Source organism: Saccharothrix sp. NPDC042600, from assembly GCF_040647305.1.
In the GTDB taxonomy this organism is placed as follows: Bacteria; Actinomycetota; Actinomycetes; order Mycobacteriales; family Pseudonocardiaceae; genus Actinosynnema; species Actinosynnema mutabilis.
In genome coordinates, this window is sequence record NZ_JBEZBW010000127.1 from 1 (window position 1) to 21,759 (window position 21,759).

Here is a 21,759-nt window from a genome sequence, read left to right on the forward strand (position 1 = left end):
CCCCGCCCGCCGCCGCCCGGCCCACCGCCGCTGCCCGGCCCGCCGCCGCCCGGCCGGCCACAATCGCGCCGCCCACCGCAGCTCTGCCCGCCCCAACCCGGCCGGCGGGCGTGCGGTCGGTGCCGCGGTGGCTTGTAGCGTGGGGCAATGCTGCTCGCGTGGGCGATTGCCGCCGTCGGGTTGGCCTACGTGGTGGCCGGGGTGGTGGGGCGGCGGGTGCAGCCGCGGAATCGGGTTGGCGTCCTGATGGTGCTCGTCGGGTTCGCCTGGGTGCTCGACTACGTCGTCCCCCGCGAGGCGTTCTTCGGGCTCTTCGTGCTCTCCAAGGTGTGGCCCGCCCTGCTCGCCCACCTCGTCACCGCCTTCCCCACCGGCCGGCTGCGGACGGTCCCCCGGCGGCTGGTGGTGGGAGCCGCCTACGGGTTCACGGTGGCGTTGTGCGCCGCCATCCGGTCGTCGTGCGCGGCGTGGGCGAAGGTTCTCGTGGAGGCCGAGACGCCCCTGACCGTCCTCTTCGGGGTCGCGGTGCTCGGGCTCCAGGTGCACCGGTGGCGCAACAGCAGCCTGGCGCAGCGGCGGACGTTGACCTCGATGTTGGGCGCGTCGAGCGTCGCCGTCGTCGTCTACGCGGCGTGGGACCCGATGGAGCGGTCCGGGTTCGACCCGCCGGTGGTGACGTTGATGCTGGCGCTGGTGGGCGTCCCCGCCGCGTACGTGGGCGGGCTGGTGCGGCGGCGGATGGACCGGGGTGGGGTGGCCGACCTGGTCGTCCGGCTCGGTGGCGGGCGGGGCGGCGGTGTGCAGGAGGCGTTGGCCGCCTCCCTCAAGGACCCCGGCCTCCGGGTCGGGTACTGGATGGCGGCCCAGCAGCAGTACGTGGACGCGTCCGGGGCCGTGGTCGTCGGCGGCGAGGGCGTGACGCACACGCGGGTGGACGTCGGCGGCGAGCCGGTCGCCGTGTTGCTGCACGATCCCGGGCTCGACCTGGAGCTGGTGGACGCGGCCTGCGCGGCGGTCGGGCTGGCGCTGGAGAACGAGCGGCTGACGGCGGAGCTGCGGGCGCGGGTGCGGCAGTTGGCCGAGTCGCGCGGGAAGCTGGTGCTGGCGGCGGACACCGAGCGCCGCCGGCTGGAGCGCGACCTGCACGACGGGGTGCAGCAGCGGTTGCTGTCGGTCGCGATGACGTTGGGGCTGGCCGAGGTCAACGGCGCGCGCGAGCTGGTCGGCGAGGCCAAGGCCGCGGTGCTCGCGACCATCGAGGACGTGCGCGCGGTGTGCCACGGGGTCTACCCGCCCCTGCTGGCCGAACGCGGGCTGCGCGGGGCGGTCCGGGAGCTGACCGCGTTGGGCGCGGTGGAGGTGGACCTCGACTACGCGGTGGACTCCCCGCTGCCGGCGGTCGTGGAGACGACGGCCTACTACGTGGTGGCCGAGGCGCTGGCGAACGTCAGCAAGCACGCCGAGGCCGCGGTGGTGCGTGTCAGGATCGTGTCCCGGGCCGGGGAGCTGGTGGTCCGGGTGGACGACGACGGGTGTGGTGGGGCTTCGGCCCTGGAGGGGTCCGGGTTGCGCGGGTTGGCGGAGCGGGTGGAAGCGGTCGGGGGGACGATGGAGGTCGTCAGTCCGGTGGGGGCGGGGACGAGCGTGCGGGTGGTGCTGCCGTGCGGGTCGTGATCGCCGAGGACTCGACGTTGCTGCGGGAGGGCTTGGCGCGGCTGCTCGCCGAGGCCGGCTTCGACGTGGTGGCGGCGGTGGAGGACGCGGAGTCGTTGGTCGCCGCGGTGGGCAGGCACCTGCCCGACGTGGCCATCGTGGACATCCGCATGCCGCCCACCCACACCGACGAGGGGCTGCGCGCGGCGGTGCTGTTGCGCCGGCGCCACCCCGGGGTGGGCGTGCTGGTGCTGTCGCAGTACGTGCGGGTCAGCTACGCGGCCGAGCTGCTCGACGCGGGCGCGGACGGCGTCGGCTACCTGCTCAAGGACCGGGTGTCCGACCTCGCCGAGTTCGCGGCGGTGATCCGGCGGGTGGGCGGCGGCGGGTCGGGGTTCGACCCGCAGGTGGTGGCCCAGATGCTGACCCGGCGGCGCGGCGACCGGGACGACCGGCTGACCGACCGCGAACGGGCCGTGCTGGCGCTGATGGCCGAGGGCCGGACCAACCAGGCCATCGCCGAGCGGCTGTTCATCGCCGAACGGACCGTGGAGAAGCACTGCACCAGCATCTTCGCCAAGCTGGACCTGTCGGCGAGCCCGCACGACCACCGGCGCGTGCTGGCGGTGCTGCGCTACCTCAACGGCTGAGGGGGTGCGGCTAGCCGCACCACGCGGTGGGGGTGGCCGGGTGGTCGCGCGGGTGCACCCTCGCCAGGCTGGTGATCATGTTGCAGCAGGGGCGGGTTAGGGCTTCTTATCGCACGGATCTGGTCACCGTGCTGTTGGGCACCTGGTTCTCACTGGGGTTGTTCCTCGACGCCTGGGCGCACTCGAACGTGCCCGAGCTGGAGACGTTCTTCACCCCGTGGCACGCCGTGTTCTACTCCGGTTTCGCCGCCACCGGCGCCTGGATCCTGTGGCAGGTGTGGCGCAACGTCCAGGCCGGGCGGCGGGGGCTCGCGGCCGTGCCCGAGGGGTACGGGCCGGCCGTGCTGGCGTTGCCGGTGTTCGCCGTGTGCGGTTTCGGCGACTACCTGTGGCACACGTTCATCGGCATCGAGCAGGGCATCGACATCCTGTTCAGCCCCACCCACCTCGGCCTGATCACGTCGATGATCGTCATCCTGACCACGCCGTTGCGGACGGCCTGGGCGGACGGCGGCAGCCCGTCGTTCCTCCGGTTCCTGCCCGCCGGGCTGGCGCTGTCGTTCGCCACGGCCCTGGTGTTGTTGTTCGCCCAGTACGCGGACGCGACGGTGTACGGGCCCGAAGGGATCATCCGGGCGTTCAGCTTCGAGAAGGGGGCCGGCGGGTCGGGCGGGGCGACGCGGTTGGCGGCCTCGATCACCGTAACGAACCTGGTGCTGCTCGCGCCGTTGCTGTTGGCGGTGCGGCGGTTCCGCGTGCCGGTGGGCACCGCGACCCTGTTGCAGGTCGTGGTGATGCTGTTGAGCACCGCGGTCGCGAACTACGAGAACCTGGAGATCGCGGCGGCGTTCGTGGTGTCCGGGATCGTGGCGGACGTGTTGCTGTGGAAGCTGCGGCCGTCCGAGGAGCGGTTGCGCGAGTACCGGGTCTTCGCGTTCGCGGTGCCCCTGGTGACGTGGGCGCTGTACTTCGCGGTCGCCGGGGTGTCCGCGGGGCGGATGCCCAGCGTCACCGAGATGTGGACCGGCGCGCCGATCGTCGCCGCCCTGCACGGGCTGCTGCTCGCCGTGGTGCTCGTGCCCACGCGGCGTTCATGAGGACGTTGGTGTGGCTGGTCGTGGTGGTGCTGATGGCGGGCTTCCCCTCGCCCGCCCACGCCCACGCCGGCGGGTTGGCACCGCAGAACCAGCTCAGCCGGGTGGTCGGGATCGAACCTCCCCTCGACGGCGTGTCGGCCCGCATGGTCAACCACGGGTCGCAGTTGGAGATCGGCAACGGGACCGCGCGGGCGCTGACCGTGGGCGATGTCGTTGTGGGGCCGGGGGAAACCAAGCGGTTCCGGGACGAGCGGACCCTGCGGGCGCAGTGGGAGGTGCCGGTCGAGGGGTCGGTGGTGAAGGGGGTCGTGGAGTCCTACCCGCCGCCCAACGTGTGGTTGTGGCTCGCGCTCGTGGTCGGGTTGGGACTCGCGGGCGTCTTGCTGGGGAAGTCGCGACTGGCGTTGGCGGCCGGTGTGGTCGTGGTCGCGGCGGCGCATGTCGTGCACGCCGTGGGCTCGACGCTGGCCGTGACGGGTGGTTCGTTCGTGCCGCTGTTCCTGGGGGCCGCCGGGGTCGGGGTCGTGTGCTGGCCGTTGGCGGTGGTGGCCGTGGTGGCGGCGGCGCGGCGGAAGCCGGCGGCGTCCTTCGTGGCGGCGGTGGTGGGGGCGATGGTCGTGGTGGCCGGCATCCCGGACTTCGACAGCTTCCGCTTCGCGCAGCTGCCGTTCGCCGGACCGGCCCTGCTCGACCGTCTGCTGGTGGCGCTGACGTTGGGCGGGGGAGCGGCGTTGGCCGTGGGTGGGTTTTCGGGGATGCGGAAGGAACTGGCTCGGTGATTCGGGTTCTGCTGGTCGTGTTGGCGTTGGTGGCCGGGTGTTCTTCCGCGCCGGCGGAGGCGCCGAGGGAGCCGGTGGTGTTGCGGCTTTCGGTGGACGAGCCGTCGCCGCAACGGGTGGAGGTCGTGCGGGGGCAGTCGGTCGAGATCACCGTGACGAGCCGGTCGTCGGCCGAGGTCCACGTGCACGGGTTCGACGTCCTCGCGGTCGCCGAGGAGGGCAAGCCCGCGTCGCTGGAGTTCGTCGCCGACCGGACGGGCACGTTCGAGGTCGAGGCCCACCCCGACACCCTGCTGGCCCAGTTGGTGGTGCGGTGACGGTCCTCGCCCACGGGGTGGGGGACCGGCACGACCTGCCGCTGCCGCTCGACCTGGTGCTGCAAGGGGCGGCGGTGGCGTTGTTGGCCTCCTTCCTGGGGTTGGGGGTGTTGTGGACCAAGCCCCGCTTCCGGCCCCAGTCCCGATCCCAGACCAGCATCGGGCGGGTCGCGCCGGGGGACCGGTGGTGGCCGCTGCGGGTGGCGGTGGCGGTCGGGGTGGTCTTCGTCCCGGCCCGGGCCTGGCCGCACCTGGTGTTCGTGCTGGGCTGGGTCGGGGTCGCGGTGCTGTCGATGGCGTTCGGGCCGGTGTGGCGGGCGGTCAACCCGTTGCGGCTGGTGGTCCGGGTGTCGCGGGGGCGCGCGTACCCGGCGTGGTTGGGGTACTGGCCGGCGGCCGGCGGGCTGCTGGTGTTCACGTGGGTCGAGCTGGTCGAGCCCGGGGCGTTGGGCTGGTTCCTCGCGGGGTACGCGCTGGTCGGCGTCGTGGGCGGGCTGGTGTTCGGGGCCGCCTGGTTCGAGCACGCGGACGGGTTCGAGGTGTACTCGTCGTTGCTGGGGCGGCTGTCCCCGTTGCGCGGCAACCCGTTCCGGGCGCTGGCGGCCACGCCGGTCAAGCCGGGCCTGGTGGCGGTGGTGAGCGTGTGCCTGGGGTCCACCGCCTTCGACAGCATCGGGTCCACCCCGTCCTGGGCGCGGTTGGCCGTGGTGCCGGACTGGGTCGGGCTGGTCGCGGCCGTCCTCGTGGTCGCCGGGAGCTACCTGGTCGCCTGCCGGGCGTTCGGGGCGGAGCTGGCGCACTCGCTGGTCCCGATCGTGGCCGGGTACGTGGTGGCGCACTACTTCTCGCTGCTGGTGGTGGAAGGGCAACGGGCGGTGGCGTTGCTGCTGGGCGTGGAGGGGTTCACGCCGAGCGAGGCGCTGGTGGCGCCGGTGGTCGTCGCGTCCGTGCAGATCGGCGCGGTGCTGGCGGGGCACCTGGTGGCGGTGGTGTCGGCGCACGACCGGTCGCTGGCGCTGCTGCCCGCCGAACGGCACCTGACCGGGCAGGTCCCCCTGCTGCTGCTGATGGTCGGGTACACGGCGGGCGGGCTCGCCCTGCTGTTCGCCGGTTAAGGCGTCGCCACAACCGAACCACAACCGGGTCGCCGTAGAACTGCGGACATGACGTTCACGATGAGGCGCGCGGCGCTCGTGCTGGCGGTGGCGCTCGGCGCCGTCGTCCCGGTGACCGCCGCGCACGCCGAGACCTGCACCCCCACCAAGTTCGCCGTCGCGGCGGTGCAAGCCGAGCAGTACGAGGGCGGCGGGACCGGGACGGCCGCGTTCCGGCTCACGGCGTCGGTGCCCGAGGGGTGCACGACCAGCGGCGCGGTCGTGTATCGCACGCACAGCGGCACGGCCACCGTCGGCCAGGACTTCGGTCACGTCGAGGGCACCTGGCAACCCGGCGGCGGCGTCGGCACGGTCGTGTCGGTGCCCGTGCTCGGCGACGGCGGCGCGGAGGACGACGAGTCGTTCTCCCTGGCCCTCTACACGCTGCGTGGCGCGTTCATCGGGGCCGCGACGACCACGTTGCTGGACGACGACGGCAAGGCCGCGCCGCCGCTGGTGATCTCCGTCGTGGACGGCGGGAAGATCTGCTGGGTGCCGGAGACGTGCCAGATCCCGCTGACCCTGTCCACGCCGGCCCGCGCCGGGTTCGCCGTGCGGTACCGGACGCTGGACCTGACGGCGGTGGCGGGGATCGACTACGTGCCGGCCAAGGACCTCAAGCTGACCGTGCCGAAGGGCGCCACCACCGCGACCGTGGCGGTGCAGGTCCTGCCGGACGACGCGGTCGAGGGTGAGGAGGCCTTCGTGCTGGAGGTGTTCGCCACCACCGCCGGCGCCATCGGCGACGGCGTCGAGCAGATCGCGATCAGGCCCGCGCCCTGACCTCCGCCGCCTCGGCCGTCGCGCCGACCCGCTGGTAGAGCCGGATCGCCCGGTCCCAGTGGTCGCGCGCGTCGGCCGGGCGGTCGCGGCGCCGGGCCAGGTCGCCCAGGTCGCGCTCCAGGTTCGCCTCCTCGAACGCGTCGGGCACGCGGGACCGCTCGACGCCCGCCAGGGTCAGCGCGTCCTCCGCCGCCGCGAGGTCCCCGGCCCGCAGGTGGGCGCGGCCCAGCAGGTCCAGCACGGTGGCGACGCCGTGGCGGTCGTCCACCTCGCGGCTGATCTCCAGCGCCTGCGCGAAGAACGGCACGCCGTGGTGGTCGCGGTCCAGGTGGGCGCGGCCGATGTCCACCAGCACCTCCCACTCCAGCCACCGGTCGCCGATGTCGCGGCTCAGGCGCAGGGCCTGGTCGAGGTCGCGCAGGGCGGCCTCGGTGTCGTCCAGCGCCAGGTGCGCCTCGCCCAGGGTGTCCAAGGTCCCGGCCTCCAGTCGTGCGTTGCCCAGCTCGCGGAACGCGGCCAGGGCGGACCGCAGCGGCGCGAGAGCCGCTTCCGGGCGGCCCATCCGGATGTGGGTGTGCCCCAGGTTGCGCCGGGACAGCGCGGCGCCCAGCCGGCTGCCGGCCCGCGTGCAGCAGTCGATCGCCCGGTGGTGCGCGGCGACCGCGTCGTCGAAGCGGCGCAGTTCGGCGTGGGCGTTGGCGAGGTTGTTGTGCACGTGGCCTTCGCCGGCCAGGTCGCCCGTGGCGCGGACGGCGGTCAGCGCCCGGTGGTTGGCCTCGATCGCCGCGTCGAGCCGCCGGGTCATGAAGTGCGCGACCCCCAACGCCCGCCACATCTCCGCCTCCGCCCGCGGGTCGCCGGCCGCCGCCTCGACCGCCACCCGGCACAGCTCCACCCGGTCGTGCCAGTGGCCGGTGGCCTCGGCGAAGCTGGTCAACAGGTAGGTGAGCTGCCAGGCGGCGGTCGGGTCGCGGTCGCGGGCGAACCGCACGACCGGCAGCAGGTTGTCGCGCTCGGCCTCCAGGAACGCCAGCGCCTCGCGGCGGTCGGGGGCGAACGGCGCTCTCGGCGGCGGGAACCGCAGGGTCGGCTTCACCAGGTCGCGGTCCGGGTTGACCAGCTCGTTGGCCTCGTGCGCCACGAACAGGTACCAGTCCAGCAGGCGGGCGGCGACCTCCGGTTCGTCGTCGTCGGCCAGGCGTTTGCGGGCGTACTCGCCGACCAGGTCGTGGAAGCGGAACCGGTCCGGGCCCACCTCCGTCACCAGGTGCGCGGCGGTGAGCCGGTCCAGGTCCGTGGTGTCCACATCGGACAGCGCGGCGGCCAGGGCGGTGCTGAACGTCGGTCCCGGGGCGATGCCCGACCGGCGGAACAGGCGCGCCGACGTGGCGTCCAACGGGGCGCAGGCGCTGGCGAGCACCGTCTCCACGGTCCGGGAGTCGCCGTCCACGGCCAGGTGGTCCAGGCGGGCGGCGCGCAGTTCGGCGACCAGCGTGGCGATCGGCCGGGTGGGCGTGCCGAGCAGCTTCGCCGCCGCGATCCGCAGGGCCAGCGGCATCCCGCCGCACAGCCGGGCGAGTTCGGCGGTGGCGTCCGGTTCGGCGTCCACGCGCCGGCGGCCCACCACCTTGAGCAGCAGGGTTTTCGAGTCCTCGGCGGTCAGCGAGTCGAGGGCCGCGGTGTGGATGGCGTGCCGGGCCGCGAGCGCCGCCAGCGACCGGCGGCTGGTGACCACCAGCAGGCTCGACCCGCCCGGCACCAGCGGCAGCACGTCCTCCGCCCGGCCCGCGTCGTCCAGCACCACCAGGCACCGCCTGCCGTGCAGCAGCGTCCGGTAGAGCGCGGCCCGCTCCCCCTCGTCGGCCGGGATGCGGTCCTCCGGCACGTCCAGCGCCCGCAGCACGTGGGCCAACGCCTGCGCGCCGGTCAACGCGCGCTCCGGGTCGTGGCCGCGCAGGTCCAGGAACAGCCGGCCGCCGGGGAACCGGTGCGCCACGCGGTGCGCCCACTCCACCGCCAGCGACGTCTTGCCCATGCCCGCCGGACCGGACACGACCACCACCGGCACGTCCGCCGCGTCCAGCTCGGCCAGCACGTCCGCGCGGCCGGTGAAGTGGCCGACGGTCGCGGGCAGCTGCGCGGGCGCGCTCGCCGCGGCCGGGTCCAGGTCGGTGTCCCGGCGCAGGATCGCGGTGTGCAGCTCCACCACCTCGGGGCCGGGGTCCACGCCGAACTCGTCGGCCAGCCGCTCCCGCAGGCGCTGGAAGGAGTCCAGGGCGTCGGTGTGCCGGCCGCAGCGGTACAGGGCCAGCATGTGCAGCCGGGTCAGCCGCTCGTTGAGCGGGTTGTCCGCGAGCAGCCGGGGCAGCTCCACCACCGCGGCCTCGTGCTCGCCGTCGCGGACGGCGTGCTCCCACAGCTCCTCGACGGCCGTCTGGCGCAGGCCGTGCAGGCGCTCGACCTCGCGCTCGCCCCACCCGGTCAGCGGGACGTCGGCGAACGCGTCCCCGCGCCACAGCGCCAGCGCCGCCCGCAACTTGTCGGCGCGACGCTCCCGCCGCCCCGCCGCGAGCAGCTCCTCGAACCGGTGCGCGTCCACCTCCACCGACGCGTCCAGCAGGTAGCCCGGCTCACGGGTGCGCAGCACGTCCGGCAACCCGGACGCGGCCAACGCCTGCCGGATCCGCGCCACGTGGCTGTGCAGCGTCTTGACCGCCGTGCGCGGCGGGTCCTCGCCCCACAGCACGTCCACCAGCCGCGTGAACGGCAACACCTGCCCGGCGTGCAGGGCGAGCACCCCCAGCACGGCCCGCTGCCGCGCCCCGGTCAGCGCCGCCGGACCCGCCGGGCCCTCCGCCCCCACCGGTCCGAGCACGCCGAACCGCGCCACAACCGGCGCGCAGCCGGGTGACAACCCGCCGTCCGTAGACCTCTTCCCGTCACCCGCCACGACAGAAGGGCTCCGCGATGACCACACACCCCCGCACTCGCCTGCCGGGCCTCCGCCGTTACGCCGTTCCGCTGCTCGTCCTGGCCTCCGCCGTGACCACCGTGCCCCTCCAGGCGGTCGCCGAGGAGCCGCGGCCGGTCGTCGTCCAGGACCCCGACAACCTGCCGCCGACGCCCGGACCGGGCTCGTTGCGCGACAACCCGCAGGTCTACGCCATCGCGGAGGACGCCAACCACGCCCTGCGCTACTCCTACGCCGCCGTCGCCGCCGACCTGGCCCACCCGTACGCGGAGGGCACGGTCGAGCACGACCTCCAGACCGGCCTGCGCACGCTGCCCGCCGACCGGCTGGAGCGGATCGTCAAGTCCGCGCACACCGTCGTCAACGCCGACGTCGCCACCCGCACCGCCCAGTTCGGCCGGCACGGCCTGCTGACCCTCGACGAGTTCCGCAAGGTCGGCTTCGACGGGGCGTTCTCCGGCGTCCGCTTCGACGCCGACGCGCTGAAGAAGTCCCTGCTGGAACGCGCGTCCCAGTTGGAGGCGGAGGAGAAGGCGGCCGAGCAGGACGCGCAGCGCCGGGCGTTCGAGCTCAAGCTGGACCTGAGCAAGCTGCCCAAGCTGACCTCGCTGGACTTTCGGGTCGAGCGGGTCAAGTGCGTGGACGAGACCAACCCCGAGTGGCCCGGCGACGACGAGATCGTGGCCGGCGGCCTGCGCGTGGACCACCTGGGCACCACCAAGAAGGTGTCCGAGTGGTTCGTCGGCGACGGCTTCTACGACGGCAAGGCCAAGACCTACGCCGACCCGGGTCGCCTGTTCACCTCCTTCGACCTGACCGCGAGCGGGTCGTGGCCGCGCAGCTTCCTGGCCGTGGTGATGATGGCCGAGCAGGACGGCAGCGGGTTCGCCGCCGCCGTGCAGGCCGCGTGGGCCAAGGTCAAGGACAAGGTCACCCAGGTCATCGCCCACGTCGTCGCCACCGTGCTCACCCCGTACGTGGGCGCGGCCATCGCCGAGGCGCTCGGGCAGCTCGTCGGCTGGCTGGTCGGCGTGTTCGTGGACTGGCTGCTGGAGCTGTTCCAGGACGACCTGTTCGAGGCCCGCACCGCGCACGTGCAGCTGCCCCACCGGTACGAGTTCCTGTTCAACAACCCCGCCCACCTGGGCTGGACCAACCACCGGCTGCCCAGCACGTCGATGTGGTTCACCGGGCACGGCGGCCAGTACAAGGTGAACGTGCACTGGCAGGTCAACTCGTAGCGACGCGGTCCGGAGCCGCGCGGGCACGGTCGGTGGTGGGGTCTTACGGCCCCCTGACCAGCCCGCGCGGTTTCCGGCGTCCGGGTCCACCCTGGGGTTCCACGCTGGGGGCTTCGACGAGGAGGTCGGCCATGACGGACGTCGCTGCGCTGCGCGGCCGGTTCGGCGGTGCGGTGCTCACCCGGCGGGACGAGGGTTTCGAAGCCGCCCGCGCGGTGTTCAACAGCGCCATCGAGACCACGCCCGCGGTCATCGCCCAGTGCCTCAACCCCACGGACGTGGGAGAAGCGCTCGCTTTCGCCCGCGCGCAAGGGCTGCCGGTGGCGGTCCGGAGCGGCGGGCACAGCGTCGCCGGCGCGTCCCTGGTCGAGGACGGGCTGGTGCTCGACCTGCGCCGGATGAACGCCGTGGCCGTCTCCCCGGACGGCCGCACGGCGGTGGTCGGCGGCGGCGCCACGTGGGCCGCGGTGGACCGGGCGTGCCAGGCGCACGGCGTGGCCACCACGGGCGGCCGGGTGTCCACCACCGGCGTCGGCGGGCTCACCCTCGGCGGCGGCTCCGGGTGGCTGGAACGCCGGTTCGGCCTGGCCTGCGACAACCTGCTGTCGGTGGACCTGGTCCTGGCCGACGGCCGCGCGGTCACGGCGAGCGAGACCGAGCGGCCCGAGCTGTTCTGGGCGTTGCACGGCGGTGGCGGCAACTTCGGCGTGGCCACCTCGTTCACCTTCCGCCTGCACCCGCTGCCCGAGTTCTCCTTCGCGCTGGTGCTGCGGCCGGCGTCGCACGGCGAGGAGATGGCCGTGCGGTACCGCGACTTCTGCGCCGACGCGCCCGAGGAGATGGGCGGCGGCCTGCTGTACCTGACCGGGCCGCCGGAGGAGTTCGTGCCGCCCGATCTGGTCGGTCGGCTGTGCTGCGGCGTCCTGGTCACCTGGACCGGCCCCGCCGAGGAGCTGCGGTCCGTCGCCGCGCCCCTGCTCGACCTCGCGCCGGACACCGCCCTGGTCACCGACATCCCGTACGCGGACTTCCAGTGCAGCCTCGACGACCCGCCCGGCTACCGCAACCACTGGTCCGCCGAGTACCTGGCGACGCTGCCGGACGAGGCGGTGCGGCGGTTCTGCGCGGGCGCGGACCACATGCCGTGCCCGTCGCCGTCGCAGCAGGCGTTGCTGCCGTGGGGCGGGGCCGTGGCGCGCGGGACGGAGTGGCCGATGGCCAACCGCGACGTCCCCTGGGTGGTGCACCCGTTCGGGCTGTGGGAGGACCCGGCCGACGACGACCGCGCCCGGCGCTGGGCGCGCGGGCTGCGCGCCGACCTGGCACCGTGGAGCACGGGTGCCACGTACCTGAACTTCATCGGCGACGAAGGCGCGGACCGCGTCGTCGCGGGATTCGGTGCGGCCAACCACGCGCGGCTCGCGGCGGTGAAAGCGGAATTCGACCCGGACAACGTGTTCGACCGGTGGCACAACGTCCTCCCGGCCACCGAGCGTCGCCGCAGCGCGGACACCGTCGGAGCAACGGAGTAGCCCGAGGAGGGGCGCGGCACCGCAACCGCGCGGAGCAACCCCGAATTACCCTCGCGTACGGCAGGCGAAATTCACACGTCCGTTTACCCTTTTCCCGCACACGGATGAACGAGCTTGTTGTCGTGCAGGTCCGCTCACTACCTTGCGGGTGCGACGAATTCACACATCTGTGGAATTCAACCCGGTAGTGAGAGGACCGCATGGACGTTTACGCCGCGGGTCTGCTGTGGGTCGGCGGCGCGGCCGTGATCGCCGCCGTGCTCGCCTTCCTGATCCGCAAGTACGGCGAGGACCAGGGCCGCCCGGACAACAACGAGGCGGCCGGGCAGGTGTTCACGATCGTGGGCGGCCTGCACGCGGTCCTGGTGGCGTTCGTGCTGATCGCCCTGTTCGACGCGGTGAACGCGGCGGACGAGTCGTCGTACAAGGAGGCCGACGGGCTGGTCGCGGCGACCTGGGCGTCCGACGCGCTGTCCAAGGAGACCGGTGACGAGGTCCGCGCGCTGTCCCGCGCCTACGCCATCACCGTGATCAACGAGGAGTGGCCGAAGCTGCGCGAGGGCGTGGACTTCGAGTCCACCGGCTGGTCCCAGCTCGACCGCATCCGCAAGGTCGTCGCCGAGGCGCCGGCGGACGACGAGTGGCAGGTGGACCGCAAGGCCGAGGCGGCCAACCAGCTGTGGCAGGTCTACGAGGCCCGGCAGTCCCGGTTGGACACCGCGGGCGGCGGCGTGAGCACGGTGGTGTGGTTCGTGCTCGTGGTCGGCAGCTTCCTCGCGATCGGCCTGCCGCTGCTGTTCGGCGGGCCGTTGATGCGCACGCACGTCGTCATCGTCGCCACCCTCGCCGCCACCATCACGCTGCTGCTGTACGCGACCTACCAGCTCCAGAACCCGTACGGCGGTGGGGCCGAGCTGGGGCCGGACGCGTTCCAGGCGGCCGTCGAGCGGTTCGGCTGACGCCGTGATCGAGGCCCTGGCCTGCGTGGCCCTCCAGGTCGAAGCGGACCACCACGGTCCGTCGACGGTGTACCGGCTGGAGCTGCCGTCCGGCCGGGCGGAGGTCCTCACGACGTTGGACACGCGGGTCAACGCCGTCGGCTACTCCGTCCCGCAGGACCGGGTGTACGGGGTGGACGCCGACGGCGACGTGGTGGCGCTGGACCGCACCGGGCGGCCGGTCGCGCGCTCGACCGGGCACCCGCACGTGCTCCGGCACGCGGCGGCCGGGGCGGTGGTGGCGGAGAAGCTGGTCGTGCGGGTCGGGCACCTGCTGTTCTGGGTGGACATCGACCCCAAGAGCGAGAAGTACCTGCGGGTGGTGCGCGAGGCGTGGCTGTGGCCGCCGCCGCACGCGTTGAACGTGGACGACTTCGACCTGAACCCGATGGACGGGCTGCTGTACGGGGTGGCGACGTTCCCGTACGGGCGGGCGTACGTCGTGGCGATTGACCCCGGTACCGGACGCGTGGACCGCGTCCCCGGAACGGGTGAACTGCCCGCCACGCACGGCTACGGCGCGGTGGTGATGGGGCGGGACGGCGCGCTGTACGTGACCAGCAACAACCACAAGGGCCGCAGCGTGCTGCACCGGGTGGCGCTGGACGGGTCGGGCGCGGTCACGGAGATCACGTCGCGGCGGGCGCGGTGGAGCATCGACGCGACGAGCTGCCTGGCCACACCCCCGATCGTGGACCCGATCCCCCCGGACCCGACCGTGCCCCCGACGACCCCGCCCACCACCCCGCCCACCACCCCGCCGTCGGACCCGCCCGCGGACCGGCCTTCGGTGCCGCCTCGGGTGCCGCCCGTGGTGCCACCCACGACGACCACCCCGCCGGCCCCGCCACCTCCCGGCGCTCCACCGGACACCGCGCCCACCGTCCCGCCCGCCACGCCGCCCGCCGACCCACCCGAGCGCCCCGACCCGACGCGCGACCCGATGCGCCGGCCGGAGCCCAGGGCCGAGAAGATCTCCGACGGCAACCGCAACGTGCAGGAACAACGCCGCTGGGGCCTGGTGGCGATCATCCTGATCCTCGGCGCGGGCGCGGTGGCCCGAGCCCACGCCCGCCACCGCTGACCCCCACCGCGCACCACGTGCCGCCGCTCGACCCAGCAGCTCAGGGGGCGTAGCGGTCCACCGTTTCCGGGTCCGCCTCGACGCCCGCCAGGACCGAGTCGAGCAAGCCCGGGAAGCGGGACTCCAGGTCTTCCCGGCGCAGGGACAGCAGGTGTTCGCGGCCCGACGGGCGTTGGCGGATCACGCCGCTGTCGCGCAGCACCCGCCAGTGGTGGGTCAGCGTGGACTTCGCGATCTCCTTGCTCAGCACCGTCCCGCACGCCCGCTCGCCGCCCCCGGCCAGCTCGCGCACGATCGCCAGCCGCATCGGGTGGCCCAGCGCGGTGAGGACGTTCTCCAGCTTGATCTGGTCCGGTTCCGGGTGGTGGCCGATCACCCGACCCAGTGTACGTCAGTACGACTCCTGTCGTACGATCCGATCGTACGTGGATAGTCGTACTGTCGAACCGAAGGAGGGGCATGTCCCCGTCCCCACCCCAGCGCCCCGGCCTCAGCCTCGCGCTGCTCGCCCTGGCCCAGCTGGTCTTCGCGCTGGACCTCAACATCGTCTTCGTCGCGCTGCCCGACATCGGCGCGGACCTCGGCTTCACCGGTCAGACCCAGCAATGGGTGGTCAGCGCGTACGTCGTCGTCGCGGGCGGGTTCCTGCTGCTCGGCGGGCGCGCGGCGGACCTGCTCGGGCGGCGGCGCGTGTTCGTGCTGGCGCTGCTGCTCTACGCCGCCTCCTCGCTGGCCGGCGGGCTCGCGACCACGCCCGGCGTGATCGTCGTGGCCCGCGCGGTGCAGGGGCTCGGCGGCGCGTTGCTGCTGCCGTCGACGTTGTCCCTGCTCAACAACCTGTTCGAGGAAGGGCCGCGGCGCAACCGCGCGCTGGCGGTGTGGGGCGGCGCGGGCGCGAGCGGGTTGACCGTCGGCGCGCTGCTCGGCGGGGTCCTGACCGAGAGCTTCGGCTGGCCCGCGGTGTTCTTCGTCAACGTGCCGCTGGCCGGCGCGGTGGCCGTGGCGGCGCTGCTGGTCATCCCCGCCGACCCGCGCGGGCGGGAGCGCCGCCGGTTCGACCTGCCCGGCGCGCTGACCGTGACCGGCGGCGCGACGCTGCTGGTGTTCGTCCTGGTGCAGGCGCCCGAAGTCGGGTGGCCGGCACCGGAGATCGTGACGGCCGCGGCGCTCGCCGTGGTGCTGCTGCTGGGTTTCGTGCTCATCGAACAGCGCAGCGCGGACCCGTTGATGCCGTTCCGCTTGCTGCGCAACCGAAGCCTGCTGGTCGGCGTGTCCGTGACCGCGTTGTTCATGGGCACTTTCGGTGCGCTGCCGTACTTCCTGACCGTGCTGCTGCACACCGTCCACGGGTTCTCGCCGCTGGCGGCGGGACTGGCGTTCCTGGTGCCGTCGCTGGCGATCGCGCTCGGCACCCAGCTCGGCGAGCGGCTGACCACGCGCCTGGGCACCCGCACGACCCTGCTCGCCGGGTTCGGCGTCGGGGTCGTCGGCACGGTGGCGCTGGCGTTCGGGTTCACCGCGGGCAGCGCGTTCGGCGCGGCGGTGCCGGGGCTGGTCGTCTCCGGGGTCGGGCAGGGCGTGGTGTGGACGGCGATGTGGATCGCCGCCGCGTCCGGGGTCGCACCGCACGAGCAGGGGGTGGCGTCCGGCCTGGCGTCCACGACCCTGAACCTGGGCAACGCCGTGGGCCTGGCCGTGCTCATCGCCGTGGCGAACTCCAGCGGCGCGCCCGCGTCCGACGGCGGGTTCGTCGCCGTGCTGCTGACCGCCGTCGGCATGGCGGCCGGGCTGGTCGTGGCGTTGGCGTTGCCGCGCGGGGCTTCCGCGCCGGTGGAGCGCCGGCCCGAACCGGTGTGAGCCGGGTCCTCCGAAAGTGCGACCTCCCGTGGGTCCTCCGGCCGACTCGCCGACGGCGTCGAGCGGCCTACCTTCGGCGGGCGGAAACCACTGGAGGGGGAACATGGGCGGTCGGATCACGGCCCTGGACGTGCTGCGGGGCGTGGCCATCCTGGGGACGCTCGGCACGAACATCTGGATCTTCACCCACCCGGCCGGCCCGGGTGGCTTCCTCACCGGCGCCGACGACTGGGGCGAGGCGCTGCTGCGGATGGTCAGCAACGGCAAGTTCCTGGGGCTGCTGTCCATCCTGTTCGGAATCGGCCTGGCGGTGCAGCACGCGTCGGCGGTCAAGCGCGGGCAGAAGTGGCCGGGCTGGTACCTGTGGCGGTCGGCGCTGCTGCTGTTCGAGGGCCTGCTGCACTACGTGCTCATCTTCGAGTTCGACGTGCTGATGTTCTACGCCGTCGTGTCCGTGGTCGTGGCGTTCGTGGTCGGGCGCAGCGACCGGGTGGTGCGGGCGTGGCTCGGCGGAGCGCTGGTGCTGCACCTGGCGTTCGTCGGGCTGGTGACGTGGTTGATGCACCTGGGGGACGGGTCGTTGGGCGGGTCGCTGCCGATCGACACCTCCACGTGGCTCGGGCAGGTGCGGTCGCGGATCGAGTACGCGGACGTGTTCCGCGCCGAGGTCGTGTTCGTGCTGCCGCTGAGCACGGTGCTGTTCCTGGCCGGGGCGCGGCTGCTGCGGGCGGGCGCGCTGGAGGACTCCGAACGCGGCCTGCGCATCCAGCGGCGGCTCGCGGGCTGGGGTCTCGGCCTGGGCCTGCCGCTCAACGTGGTCACCACGCTGGCCGGCGGCGAGTGGTTCGCCGTCGACCGGTACGTGTCCGCGCCGATCGTGTCGTTCGGTCTGCTCGGCGCGATCACCATGCTGGTGCACCGGATGCGCGCGCCGGAGGGTTTCCTGCGGCGGGGCGTCACGTCGGTGGGGCGGTCGGCGTTGAGCTGCTACATCGCGCAGAACGTCATCGCGTCGGTGCTGTGCTACCGGTGGGGGCTCGACCTGACCGGCCGGCTCGGGCACCTGGGGGTCTGGTACACGGTCGGCGCGTGGGTCGTGGTGTCGGCGCTGCTCGTGCTGGGCGCTGGCTGGTGGATGAAGCGGTTCTCGCGCGGCCCCGTCGAGGCGGCGTGGAACTGGGCGTACCGGGCGCCGCAGCGACGCCCGGTCGCGGTCTGATCACGCGAGGCGGTCCGGCACGGGGGCCAGCGGGTACTTCCGCCAGAAGTACGCGTCGGCCGCGTGCTGGTCCGCCGCGAAGTTGACCGCCTCGACGATCTTGCCGTCCTCGACGCGGAAGGCCAGCGCCCACAGGATGTCCAGGCCCTCGGGCTCGGTGCTCCACCCGCGGTGCAGGTCCACGACCCAGTCGCCGTCGGCGGCGAGGAAGACCGGGTCGGCCTTGAAGCCCGCCTTGGCCAGCTCGGCGAAGAAGGCGAGCACCTCGGTGGCGCCGACCTTCGTGCCCGACAGCGGGTGGTGGCCGGGGATGGTCCACCGGATGTCGTCGGCGAAGAACTCCGCGAGCGCTTGCGGGTCGTCGCCGCCGTAGGCCTGGTAGAAGCGGCGGATCAGCTCGACGTGGGGGTGTTCGGTGGTCACGCCGGCCAGCGAACCAGCGCCCGTCCCGGCGGTCCAATGCCCGCGGCCATGCCCGACGGGCATCGGTGCGAACCCAGGGCCGGTCACGTCGTCGGGTCGGCGCGGGTCACCTCGGGCCGACGCGGGTCACGTCGTCGGGTCGGGGCGGAGCAGGCGGCGCAGGGCGGTGGGGGTGTGGCCGACCAGGCCGCGGACCGTGCGGGTGAGGTGGGCCTGGTCGGCGAAGCCCAGCTCGGCGGCGAGGCCCGCGAGGTCGGTCTCGCCCTCCTCGACGCGGGCCATCACGCGGCCGACGCGGACCCGGTTGCGGAAGCGGGTGAGCGAGACTCCGACGTCCTGGCTGAACGCGCGGCTCAGGCGGTAGGGGGACACGCCGAGCAGCCGGGCCAGCGGCACCAGGCCGCGCGAGTCGGGGTGGTCGGCGACGATCGCGGCCCGCGCGGCCGACACCGCGGCCCGGTCCTGCACACCCGGCAGCGGACGGTCCCGGGTGCTCGCCACGAGCCGCACCAACGCTTCCGCCATCCCGAACGCGATGTCCGCGGGGCCGCCGCCCGCCACCAGGCGTCGGTGGGCCAGTTCGACCGCCGCGTCCACGTGCAGCACCGACCGCGCCGGCCGACCCTCGCCGACCACCGACCGCCACAGCGCCGGCTCCACCCACACCGCCGTGCACACGTCACCACCCGCGGGGTGCGCGAACTGCTCCTCCTCGCCGGGCACGCTCACGTACCCCGCCGTCCCGTCCAGCTCCGCCACGCCGTCCCGCGCCCGCCGCCGGAACGACCCGCGCCGCACCAGCACGATCCGGTGGCCGCCCGACGCCTCCGGCGGCGACCAGCCCGCGTGGTGGTCCGAGCACGTCACGGAGCTGACCGCGAAGTCGGCCGTGACGGCGAGGTCCACAGCGGTGCGCATGGACGTGACCCTACGCCGGGGGTGCGACAAGAATGTTCAATACGGCGCTCACCCGGACGGGCGAAGCTGTGCCCCGACCACGAGGAGAGGGCACCAAGCGATGAAACTCGCCACCGTCATCCTGGACAGCGCGGACCCCGGCAAGCTCGCCGAGTTCTACCGCGTCGCTACCCGGTGGGACGTGACCTACAGCGACGACGACTTCGTCGTCATCGGTGACGGCGGGCCGATCCGGATCGGCTTCCAGCGCGTCGAGGGCTACGAGGGCCCGGGTTGGCCGGACGACCGCAAGCACGTCCACCTCGACTTCACCGTCGCGGACGTCGCCGGCGCCACCGACGAGCTGCTCGGCCTCGGCGCGACCAAGCCGGACTTCCAGCCGGGCGCGGAGAACTGGACCGTCCTCGCCGACCCCGAGGGCCACCTGTTCTGCATCTCGGCCGCGGGCTGAGCGACCGGCGGGGGTGCCGCGCGGGCGGCACCCCCGCCCCCGATCACGGGTAGCCGACCAGGTACCGGACCTGGTTGGCGGTGTTCGCGACCCCGCCCACGCCGTTGATCACGTTGTTGATCGTGCCGACCCCGCCCAGCGACACGGTCACCAGGTCGTGGAACCGCACACCGGGCGTCTGCGGCACCTCGAACCCGTTCGCCGTCACCACCGAGGGGTTGGCGTTGTTGAAGCAGTACACGCCGACGCCCCAGGCCTCGTGCGTGGTCACCGACGGCGCGACCTTGTACGCCGCCCAGCCCGGGGACGAGCCGTTCATCCACGCGGCCTGGTTCGGCGGGTCGTAGGGCAGTTCGTTCTGGAAGAAGTACGTCCGCCCGCCGTTGCCGTTCCACACCACGTTGTGCTGCTGGTAGTGCTCGACGAACAACCCGTACGCGGTGACGTCGTTGCCGTTGACGACGACGCCGTTCTGCGCGGTGTTGACCGTCCAGCCGACGCCCGCGCCGTGGTCCGCGCGCCACACCCACGTGTGGTCGATGATGGTGTGGTTGCTGTTGACCTGCAACGACACCGTCGCCTTGCCCGCCTGCGACCCGCCGACGCGCAGGTACACGTCGTGCAGCGAGATCGGGTTGGCGGCGTGGTTGGCCGTCGAGCCGGGCGCGCCGACCTGGAGCAGCACGGGGGAGTTGACCACGCCCGCGTCCACCAGGAACCCGGCCAGCTTCACACCGTCCACATCGGACACCGTCATCGCCGGCTTGCCGGTGTCGGGCGACAGCGTCGCGAGGCCGAGACCCAGCACGACCGTGTTCGGCCGGGTGACGGTGATCGTGTCGGACAGCCGGTGCACGCCGGGCGTGAGCAACAGGTGCTTGCCGGCCGCCAGCGCGGCGTTCGTCTGGGCGACCGGGGTGCCGGGCTTGACGATGAAGAAGTCCGCGAGCGAGATCGACGTGCCGGCCGGCGTGCCGGACTCCCAGCTCGTGCCGCGCGCGTTCTGCCGCAGGGCGGGGACGAACACGCGGTACTCGCCGTTGGCCAGGTACAGGAACGGCTTCTCGCGCACGACCGGGGTGGTGTCGATCGTCGTGTGCGAGGGGTTGGGGAAGTGCTGCGGCGGCGCGCCCTGCGTGCCGACGAACACCATGTTCCAGACCGAACCGCCCCAGCCGCCCGCGAGGTTGCTGTTGCGGGTCAGGAACTGCTGCTGCGAACCGGACTCGGTGTACCCGTCGATCTTGCTGTCCACGATGAGCCCGCCGGAAGCCCAGCCGTCACCACCGTTCCACAGCTGCACCTGGCCGCGCAGGTGCATCCGCCGGTAGGCGGCGGCCTGCGACACGGCCCAGCGCTCGATCTGCCCGGCGGGCACGGTGACGGACATGTTCTCCGCGCCGCGCCAGAAGTTCTGGGTGGCGTTGCCGAGGTTGTTCGGGTTGTCGCCCTGCTGCAGCCAGTCGGCCTCGACCCGGACGTGCCCGTTGAGGTTGACGTCGTCGGGGCGCAGGCCGAGCCCGGCGACCTGGGTGTAGAAGCGGAGGTTGACGTCGGCGTTGTAGGAGCCCGGCTTGAACAGCACCGCGTACCGCTCGGGGCCGAACTGGTTGGTCTTCATCTGGGTGGAGATGGCGTTGAGCCGGTTCTGCATCTCGGTCTGCGAGGACTCCGGCCCGTAGACGAGGACGTTGGGCCCGAAGTCCGGGTTGCGCGGGTCGGTGGGCGGGACGGTCGGTGTGTCGGTCGCGGTGTTGATGCCGAACTCCCAGAGCGAGTGCCCCCACTGCGTGGCCCGAGCCGTGCCGAGGACGCGCACGTACCGGCCGGTGCCGGTGACGTCGAGGTTCTGCACGCCGCCGGTGGAGGTGGTGGTGGAGTAGACGGTGGTCCAGGTGGTGGTGTTGTCGGAGACCTGGACCTGGAAGGCGCGGCTGTGGGCGGTCTCCCAGTTGAGGTGCACGCGGCAGACCTGGTGGGAGGAACCGAGGTCCACCTGGATCCATTGGGGGTCGGCGAACGCGCTGGACCACCGGGTGCCGGTGTTGCCGTCGACGGCGGCGGTGGCGGGGGTGCCGGCGTTCTCGGTGGAGGACGCGGTGGCGGGCCGGTTGAGCGCGACGTTCGTCGTGCCGCACTCGGCGGCGTGGGCGGAGAGCGGAAGGGCGGGGCCGAGCACGGCGACCACGGCGGTCGCCGTCGCGGAAGCGAGCAGCCGGGAACGTGTTAAGCGCATGGTCCTACCTGACTGGGTGTGGGGGCAGGGAGCAGCCCGGAGAGGATGGCCCCCGTGGCACCGGGGGCGTGAGAGAGCGCTCTCTCGGAGCGTAACGCCGACGTTCCACGACCGTCAACGAAAGGGTGTAGGAGAGCGGAAAACCCGGTCGGACCGGGAAAACCCACCGCGCCACGCCCCCCCGCCGGCAACACGCGACCCCCGCGCGACGCTCCACGCGCGACCCTCCGCGCGCGACCCTCCCGCACAGCAACGCGTCTTCCGCTCGCGCGCAGCGCGGCGCTTTTCGCCGCGCAGCGGCGCTTTTGGTTTGGGCTCCCAGCCACAAGGGGCCTTCGTGTTCCCCACCGTATGACCTGCCCGAAGGGCTACCACAGATTGCCGGGGTCGGGCCAA

The 21,759-nt window shown here is 73.3% G+C and carries 19 protein-coding genes; 14 read left to right on the top strand and 5 right to left on the bottom strand.

The genetic code is table 11. The features are described from left to right. The first annotated feature begins 147 nt into the window (after positions 1 to 147). The 7 genes from AB0A74_RS38410 (at position 148) to AB0A74_RS38440 (ending at position 6,433) form a co-directional block, all read left to right on the top strand. A complete protein-coding gene (locus AB0A74_RS38410) occupies positions 148 to 1,674 on the top strand; it encodes a sensor histidine kinase (RefSeq protein WP_358257501.1) in 1,527 nt (508 codons plus the stop codon). Further along, on the top strand, positions 1,662 to 2,303 hold the full coding sequence (locus AB0A74_RS38415) for a response regulator transcription factor (RefSeq protein ID WP_358257503.1): 642 nt from the start codon (positions 1,662 to 1,664) through the stop codon (positions 2,301 to 2,303). Before AB0A74_RS38410 ends, AB0A74_RS38415 begins: the two co-directional genes overlap by 13 nt. 77 nt (positions 2,304 to 2,380) lie before the next feature. Continuing rightward, positions 2,381 to 3,400, top strand: coding sequence for a hypothetical protein (locus AB0A74_RS38420; RefSeq protein WP_358257504.1), 1,020 nt, complete (start codon positions 2,381 to 2,383; stop codon positions 3,398 to 3,400). Continuing rightward, positions 3,397 to 4,179 (top strand): hypothetical protein, encoded by a 783-nt coding sequence (locus tag AB0A74_RS38425; RefSeq protein ID WP_358257506.1) that lies wholly within the window; start codon positions 3,397 to 3,399, stop codon positions 4,177 to 4,179. Before AB0A74_RS38420 ends, AB0A74_RS38425 begins: the two co-directional genes overlap by 4 nt. Next, complete coding sequence (locus AB0A74_RS38430) at positions 4,176 to 4,496, top strand: hypothetical protein (protein ID WP_358257508.1); 321 nt, start codon at positions 4,176 to 4,178, stop codon at positions 4,494 to 4,496. The genes AB0A74_RS38425 and AB0A74_RS38430 overlap by 4 nt, the downstream gene beginning before the upstream one ends. Further along, on the top strand, positions 4,493 to 5,611 hold the full coding sequence (locus AB0A74_RS38435; protein WP_358257510.1) for a hypothetical protein: 1,119 nt from the start codon (positions 4,493 to 4,495) through the stop codon (positions 5,609 to 5,611). The genes AB0A74_RS38430 and AB0A74_RS38435 overlap by 4 nt, the downstream gene beginning before the upstream one ends. Positions 5,612 to 5,659: 48 nt before the next feature. Beyond that, a complete protein-coding gene (locus AB0A74_RS38440; protein WP_358257512.1) occupies positions 5,660 to 6,433 on the top strand; it encodes a Calx-beta domain-containing protein in 774 nt (257 codons plus the stop codon). On the opposite strand, the gene AB0A74_RS38445 is transcribed toward AB0A74_RS38440, so the two are convergent. Further along, a complete protein-coding gene (locus AB0A74_RS38445) occupies positions 6,417 to 9,383 on the bottom strand; it encodes a BTAD domain-containing putative transcriptional regulator (protein ID WP_358257513.1) in 2,967 nt (988 codons plus the stop codon). The two genes, AB0A74_RS38440 and AB0A74_RS38445, sit on opposite strands and share 17 nt — an antisense overlap. Positions 9,384 to 9,400: 17 nt before the next feature. On the opposite strand from AB0A74_RS38445, the gene AB0A74_RS38450 reads away from it, so the two are divergent. The 4 genes from AB0A74_RS38450 to AB0A74_RS38465 all read left to right on the top strand — a co-directional run bounded on the left by AB0A74_RS38450 (position 9,401) and on the right by AB0A74_RS38465 (position 14,259). Next, positions 9,401 to 10,645: a hypothetical protein gene (locus AB0A74_RS38450; protein WP_358257515.1), complete on the top strand. Its 1,245-nt coding sequence runs from the start codon at positions 9,401 to 9,403 to the stop codon at positions 10,643 to 10,645. A 131-nt stretch (positions 10,646 to 10,776) separates the two neighbouring features. Further along, complete coding sequence (locus AB0A74_RS38455) at positions 10,777 to 12,177, top strand: FAD-binding oxidoreductase (RefSeq protein ID WP_358257517.1); 1,401 nt, start codon at positions 10,777 to 10,779, stop codon at positions 12,175 to 12,177. Positions 12,178 to 12,377: 200 nt separating this feature from the next. After that, on the top strand, positions 12,378 to 13,136 hold the full coding sequence (locus AB0A74_RS38460) for a hypothetical protein (RefSeq protein ID WP_358257519.1): 759 nt from the start codon (positions 12,378 to 12,380) through the stop codon (positions 13,134 to 13,136). A 4-nt stretch (positions 13,137 to 13,140) separates the two neighbouring features. Beyond that, complete coding sequence (locus AB0A74_RS38465; protein ID WP_358257521.1) at positions 13,141 to 14,259, top strand: hypothetical protein; 1,119 nt, start codon at positions 13,141 to 13,143, stop codon at positions 14,257 to 14,259. Positions 14,260 to 14,299: 40 nt separating this feature from the next. On the opposite strand, the gene AB0A74_RS38470 is transcribed toward AB0A74_RS38465, so the two are convergent. Next, positions 14,300 to 14,635 (bottom strand): helix-turn-helix domain-containing protein, encoded by a 336-nt coding sequence (locus AB0A74_RS38470; protein ID WP_358257522.1) that lies wholly within the window; start codon positions 14,633 to 14,635, stop codon positions 14,300 to 14,302. Positions 14,636 to 14,718: 83 nt separating this feature from the next. On the opposite strand from AB0A74_RS38470, the gene AB0A74_RS38475 reads away from it, so the two are divergent. Together AB0A74_RS38475 and AB0A74_RS38480 are read left to right on the top strand one after the other, a co-directional pair. Next, a complete protein-coding gene (locus tag AB0A74_RS38475) occupies positions 14,719 to 16,116 on the top strand; it encodes an MFS transporter (RefSeq protein ID WP_358257523.1) in 1,398 nt (465 codons plus the stop codon). Positions 16,117 to 16,219: 103 nt separating this feature from the next. Further along, the gene (locus AB0A74_RS38480; RefSeq protein ID WP_358257525.1) at positions 16,220 to 17,335 is read left to right on the top strand and encodes a DUF418 domain-containing protein; all 1,116 of its coding nucleotides are present in this window, start codon (positions 16,220 to 16,222) and stop codon (positions 17,333 to 17,335) included. Here AB0A74_RS38480 and AB0A74_RS38485 read toward each other — a convergent pair whose 3' ends face one another. Both AB0A74_RS38485 and AB0A74_RS38490 read right to left on the bottom strand, forming a co-directional pair. Continuing rightward, positions 17,336 to 17,758 carry a nuclear transport factor 2 family protein gene (locus tag AB0A74_RS38485; protein ID WP_358257527.1) on the bottom strand — a complete coding sequence of 141 codons (423 nt, stop codon included), beginning with the start codon at positions 17,756 to 17,758 and terminating at the stop codon, positions 17,336 to 17,338. A 126-nt stretch (positions 17,759 to 17,884) separates the two neighbouring features. Continuing rightward, on the bottom strand, positions 17,885 to 18,676 hold the full coding sequence (locus AB0A74_RS38490; RefSeq protein WP_358257528.1) for an AraC family transcriptional regulator: 792 nt from the start codon (positions 18,674 to 18,676) through the stop codon (positions 17,885 to 17,887). Positions 18,677 to 18,776: 100 nt separating this feature from the next. On the opposite strand from AB0A74_RS38490, the gene AB0A74_RS38495 reads away from it, so the two are divergent. Continuing rightward, positions 18,777 to 19,127, top strand: a complete 351-nt coding sequence (locus tag AB0A74_RS38495; RefSeq protein WP_358257530.1) for a VOC family protein — start codon at positions 18,777 to 18,779, stop codon at positions 19,125 to 19,127. 43 nt (positions 19,128 to 19,170) lie between these two features. Here AB0A74_RS38495 and AB0A74_RS38500 read toward each other — a convergent pair whose 3' ends face one another. Then, positions 19,171 to 21,363 (bottom strand): discoidin domain-containing protein, encoded by a 2,193-nt coding sequence (locus AB0A74_RS38500; protein WP_358257532.1) that lies wholly within the window; start codon positions 21,361 to 21,363, stop codon positions 19,171 to 19,173. Between the last annotated feature and the right edge of the window lie 396 nt (positions 21,364 to 21,759).

Excerpts from the sequence above, each read along its gene's own strand:
- AB0A74_RS38410 (WP_358257501.1), top strand. The coding sequence starts at position 148 with ATGCTGCTCGCGTGGGCGATTGCCGCCGTCGGGTTGGCCTACGTGGTG.
- AB0A74_RS38420 (WP_358257504.1), top strand. The coding sequence starts at position 2,381 with ATGTTGCAGCAGGGGCGGGTTAGGGCTTCTTATCGCACGGATCTGGTC.
- AB0A74_RS38425 (WP_358257506.1), top strand. The coding sequence starts at position 3,397 with ATGAGGACGTTGGTGTGGCTGGTCGTGGTGGTGCTGATGGCGGGCTTC.
- AB0A74_RS38440 (WP_358257512.1), top strand. The coding sequence starts at position 5,660 with ATGACGTTCACGATGAGGCGCGCGGCGCTCGTGCTGGCGGTGGCGCTC.
- AB0A74_RS38450 (WP_358257515.1), top strand. The coding sequence starts at position 9,401 with ATGACCACACACCCCCGCACTCGCCTGCCGGGCCTCCGCCGTTACGCC.
- AB0A74_RS38455 (WP_358257517.1), top strand. The coding sequence starts at position 10,777 with ATGACGGACGTCGCTGCGCTGCGCGGCCGGTTCGGCGGTGCGGTGCTC.
- AB0A74_RS38460 (WP_358257519.1), top strand. The coding sequence starts at position 12,378 with ATGGACGTTTACGCCGCGGGTCTGCTGTGGGTCGGCGGCGCGGCCGTG.
- AB0A74_RS38475 (WP_358257523.1), top strand. The coding sequence starts at position 14,719 with ATGTCCCCGTCCCCACCCCAGCGCCCCGGCCTCAGCCTCGCGCTGCTC.
- AB0A74_RS38480 (WP_358257525.1), top strand. The coding sequence starts at position 16,220 with ATGGGCGGTCGGATCACGGCCCTGGACGTGCTGCGGGGCGTGGCCATC.
- AB0A74_RS38490 (WP_358257528.1), bottom strand. The coding sequence starts at position 18,676 with ATGCGCACCGCTGTGGACCTCGCCGTCACGGCCGACTTCGCGGTCAGC.
- AB0A74_RS38495 (WP_358257530.1), top strand. The coding sequence starts at position 18,777 with ATGAAACTCGCCACCGTCATCCTGGACAGCGCGGACCCCGGCAAGCTC.
- AB0A74_RS38500 (WP_358257532.1), bottom strand. The coding sequence starts at position 21,363 with ATGCGCTTAACACGTTCCCGGCTGCTCGCTTCCGCGACGGCGACCGCC.